This is a genomic window from Rhodopirellula maiorica SM1 (genome assembly GCF_000346295.1).
In the GTDB taxonomy this organism is placed as follows: domain Bacteria; phylum Planctomycetota; class Planctomycetia; order Pirellulales; family Pirellulaceae; genus Novipirellula; species Novipirellula maiorica.
In genome coordinates this window covers 1-4,807 of record NZ_ANOG01000227.1, presented here as the reverse complement: position 1 = coordinate 4,807, position 4,807 = coordinate 1, and the positions used below count along the sequence as shown (strand labels likewise).

4 protein-coding genes are annotated in these 4,807 nt (G+C 54.3%); 3 read left to right on the top strand and 1 reads right to left on the bottom strand.

The genetic code is table 11. From position 1 onward, the window contains the following. The coding region (locus RMSM_RS06855) for a sulfatase family protein (RefSeq protein WP_040764511.1) at positions 1 to 1,417 on the top strand (1,417 nt) is incomplete at its 5' end. Between the two features lie 213 nt (positions 1,418 to 1,630). Here the strand turns inward: RMSM_RS06855 and RMSM_RS06850 are convergent. After that, positions 1,631 to 2,947: an ATP-grasp domain-containing protein gene (locus RMSM_RS06850; RefSeq protein WP_160168245.1), complete on the bottom strand. Its 1,317-nt coding sequence runs from the start codon at positions 2,945 to 2,947 to the stop codon at positions 1,631 to 1,633. Between the two features lie 171 nt (positions 2,948 to 3,118). Between RMSM_RS06850 and fae the strand changes: the two genes are divergently transcribed. After that, positions 3,119 to 3,616 (top strand): formaldehyde-activating enzyme, encoded by a 498-nt coding sequence (gene fae / locus RMSM_RS06845; protein WP_008693391.1) that lies wholly within the window; start codon positions 3,119 to 3,121, stop codon positions 3,614 to 3,616. A 267-nt stretch (positions 3,617 to 3,883) separates the two neighbouring features. Next, the gene (gene map, locus RMSM_RS06840; protein WP_008693388.1) at positions 3,884 to 4,681 is read left to right on the top strand and encodes a type I methionyl aminopeptidase; all 798 of its coding nucleotides are present in this window, start codon (positions 3,884 to 3,886) and stop codon (positions 4,679 to 4,681) included. Positions 4,682 to 4,807: the final 126 nt, after the last annotated feature.

Below are 4,807 nucleotides of genomic sequence, written 5' to 3'. Positions count from 1 at the left end.
GATCATCACTGTCGACGACATGAGCGCCGATTCGCTGGGTGTATACGGTTGCGAAATGGCTGACACGTCGCCCAGTATTGATGCATTTGCAAAAACGGCGTTGCGGTTCGAGCACGCTCATGTGTTGGTGGGCAATTGCATGCCAGGACGAAACATCATGTGGTCGGGCCTGTATTCGCACGTCAATGGCGTCGAAGGTTTTCGCGAAAACAAGTCGCCAAGCTATCCGGTGTTGTGTGATTTGGCGAAACAGGCCGGTTACTTTGCCGGCATCCGTGGCAAAGTCCCCCATTCGACTCCGTACACCCCTTATGCCTGGGACGCGGTTTTTGACAACGACGCCAACGGGGAAAAGCACCACAACAAAGATGCCGCAAGCTACGGCAAATCGACTGCCGATGGAATCCGAATGGCCGAAAAAGAAAACAAGCCATTTTGCTTGATGGTCAACATTTCCGATCCACACAAACCTTTCTACTCTGGACCACGCGATCCGCATCAACCGACGCGAACGTTCTCAGCCGACGAGGTTCCAATTCCTGGATTTCTATTTGATGCTCCGCTCGTGCGAGAGGAACTTGCCAGCTATTACTCGTCGGTTCGTCGTGCCGATGATTGTTTTCGCGAAATCATGTCGGCGCTGGACCAATCGGGGAAAGCCGACAATACATTCGTGATGTTTTTATCAGACCATGGTATGCCGCTGCCGTTTGCGAAAACACAGCTTTACTTTCACAGCACGCATACGCCGTTGATGGTCCGCTGGCCCGGTGTCACTCGAGCCAATTCAGTCGATTCGACTCATATGGTTTCTGCCATCGACTTCGTGCCAACCCTGCTGCAGGTAATGCAGCACGAGCATCCCACTCCCGAGATTTTGCACGGACGTTCGTTCGCGCCGCTGTTGCGTGGTAAATCTCAATCCGATCGCGACTTTGTCATCTTACAGTACAACGAAAATGCCGGACGAAACCGCCATCCAATGCGAGGCATCCTGACTCGCGATCACTTGTACTTGTTCAATCCGTGGAGCGACGGGAAGCGAAAATTTGCTACTGCGACCACCGGCACGGCAACGTATCGCCAAATGGTCAGACGTGCCAAAAAGGAATCTGCGATCGCGGCCCGTTTGGAACTGTTCGATCATCGCGTGCTCGAAGAACTGTATGACGTGCAAAACGCCCCCGATTGCATGGTCAATTTGATCGACAGTCCTGCGATGCAAAACACTGTAGAGTCATTGCGAAACCAATTGACGACGTCGCTTGCGCGGATGGATGATTCGGTTGCGGTCGTGTTGCAATCACATCCCGACGCCGCGATTCGAGACGCATTCATGGCCAAAGAAGACGAGCTGACCCGGGTATCGCAACGCAAGCGAAAATCGCCACCAACAAAACCTGCGAAACAGAAATAGCTGAACCGAGAGTGGGTTATCGAAATTAGATATCGGCGGGTGAAAAGAATACGCCAGTGTGATCTTTGAAACGGGCGAATGTTGTGGATCGAAAGCCGCCCGTGATTTCCGCGACGCAAAAATTAGGCTCACCGATCGCCCATTGGCTTCACCGGCGTTCCGCACCCACGACAAAACGCGATCGATGATTCAAGCGGTATTCGCCTCTGTAGTCTAGCGTATGGAGTCTTGTGCTAGGCGAACCAGTTGTCGCAACCGCATTGCCGAACCCAACTGGAATAGCGACGAGGTCGCCCCGATCAAACTGCACAGCGGATGTCCCTTGGTGATGGGCGCATCATCCAGCGGAACGTCAAAACACTTAAATCCATCGGTTTCCGCAGCGGTGAGCGTTTCGCGGTTGAAGATTCCTGATCTGCGTGCGAAGACCACTTTTTTTAGCAACGGCAGTGAGACTTGATCGTTCTGCAAGAGACGCATTTTCAGTTCCGCAATCGATGGAGATTGGAGTGTTTCTGCCAAGACGGGGAATTGCATTTTGCATGTCGATCCGATCAGCGATTCATTTGCCCCGAGCACGCCACGGTGAATGAGATCCCGCTCGATTAATTCGCTCGATGCCGTCCAGCGAGGGTTGATTTCCAGCAGCCACAGATTCTGTAGCGCGTCGATGATCACATCGACACCAAACACCCCCGCCATTTGTGTAGTCGCGACGATTAATTCCCCTAGTGATCGGAGAGTTTCAGTTTGCGGCTGCGTCAGCGAGACCGGCCCATACGATCCGCCGTACACAAAGGGCAGTGGCGACTTACGCGTATGCAGCGATCGGCATGCTCCTAACATGACCGTCTCGATACCGTCGCTAATGTAAGACACCCCAAACCGTTTGCCGGCGATCCATTGTTGATAAAATTGCGTTCCGGAGTTTTGCCGCGAAGTAGCGGACGGTTCTTCAGCCCCCCGGCAATCGGCAAACCAGCGAACATGGATTCCACCGCTACTCGACAAATCCTTCCAAAGCCACCGCTCCCCTGACGAGGTGGTATGTGCTGTGAGCCGCTGCCGCGTCTTGACCTCCGTTGGCAGCGTTAGTGGAAACTTCATTCCGACTGCACCGGCCAAAGAACCAAGGAAGTCAGGATTTCGCAGGTTGGCGTTGGCGGCGCCGTCAAGCCCGGGCGACAGGCCAGGAGAAAGGAGAGATTCTAGGTCAGCAGGCAGTGAACAAACGTCCTGAGACAAACCGCCCACCACCAACACCGGCGGCGCCGCATCGCAGCGCGGCTGCATGTTTCGCGATCGCGGCGTGTCACCGTGTGTCGGATCGGCCTGGCAATCGCCCGCAGGTTCCGCCTGCCGATCGCCCGCAGAAATTAGCTCAAATTGATCACATGCGGCTCGACAATCACTATCGCCAAACAAGTCGAACCCGACGACATTCCATCCTGCTCGGGTCGCCGATTGCGCGGCCGCTCGTATGCTAGCCCCAACAAGCGTTAGGGTCGGCCGCGAATTGTGATTTTTCAACGGTGTCATTCCAAGTGAGCGAATGGGGGGAGTGGTCTCAAATCAACGGATCTGGTACCGTTCCCGTTGCTTTGGATGCCCGTGTCGCATTGACGTTGGCGTCTCAAATCATCAAATACATCACAATGTGTCCTTCCTCAACCCTACAACTTCCCAGCGGAGTCCCCATCCATGCAGTTTAACATTGGTGAAGCTTTAGTCGGCGATGGTAACGAAATCGCACACATCGACTTGATGATCGGCAGCAAGAACGGCCCGGTCGGAGCCGCGTTTGCCAACGCGTTGTCGAACCAGAGTGAAGGGCATACGAATCTGCTAGCCGTTCTCGAGCCCAACGTCGCCGTCAAACCATCCACCGTGATGATCACCAAAGTGACGATCAAAGGGATGAAACAAGCCGTCCAAATGTTTGGCCCTGCCCAAGCCGCCGTCGCCAAAGCGGTTGCCGACGCGGTCAGCGAAGGCATCATTCCCAAAGACCAAGCCGAAGAACTTGTGTGTGTTTGTGGCGTCTTCATTCACCCCCACGCCGAAGACGACGAAAAGATCTACAACTACAACTACGAAGCGACCAAGCAATCGCTCGCCGCCGCGATGAACGGAAAGCCGACTGTCGACGAAATGCTTGCGAAAAAGGATTCCGCAGCGCATCCTTTCAAAGGCTTCTAGTTTCCTGCTTTGAAATCGGACGCAACAAGAGGATTTCGGTCTCCGAATGATCTTTCGCGAACACCTAGGCTCCTCGGTTCCCTTTGAATCGTGGAGTCTTTTTGGTTTTCATCCTTTTGTCGCAAACCATTTTTGTCGCTTGGGATCGCCATTGCAGTCTGGTATGATCATTGGAGGGCGTTATCACCAAAGGCAGGATCCAAAAGCAGCCCCCCTCACCCCGTTTTAACTTGTGCAGCAACAAGTCCAATAATCGAGAATAATTTAATGCTCAAACAGCAAAAAAAATTGATGCTGGACGAGGCCCAGCGAGATTCAATGCGACGCGCAGGACGAGTCAACGCCCGCCTGATGGACTTTCTCCGTCCCCATGTCGTCGCCGGGGTGACAACGCAAAGCATCGATGACCTTGTTGCCCAATGGACGCGAGATCATGGCCATGTTCCTGCCACACTTGGTTATCAAAACTATCCCAAGAGCTGCTGCATCAGTGTCAACGAAGTGATTTGTCATGGCATCCCGGGGCCCTACGAATTGCAACCGGGCGACATTGTGAATGTCGATATCACCACGATCGTCGACGGATGGCATGGCGACCAAAGCGAAACGTTCTTGATCGAAGAAGTCAGCGAGGAACGACGCGCGGTGACCCAATGTGCATTTGATTGCCTGTACTTGGCAATCGACGCACTGACGCCGGGCTGCCGCGTCAGCGAGATCGGTGAAACGATTGTGCCCGAGGCGCATCAACGAGGATTCACCGTCGTGCGGGAATATGTCGGGCACGGACTTGGCCGCCAATTTCATCTCGATCCTTCGATTCCCCATTACCCCAATCGCGAAAGTCGCAGCGATCGCCTGTTTCCCGGCATGTGCTTCACCGTTGAACCGATGATCAACGCCGGAACTCGCTACACCCGCTGTGACAAGCAAGACGGTTGGACGGTGCGAACCAAAGACGGGCTGCCGTCGGCACAGTTCGAGCATACGTTGCTGATGACCGAAGAGGGCCCCGAGATTCTGACGTTGACCGAGAACGGCCCCCGCCGCGGTCACCAGTTCTAGTAGCAACCTTTTTCTAAAAGAGGCCTTGTCGCCTAATTGGACCGCAAGTCGCTGCGGTCGACACGGCTTCGTCTCTCGTTGCACTCCCTTTTCTTGCGACTGCCCCCCTACCGTTACACCTGCAAA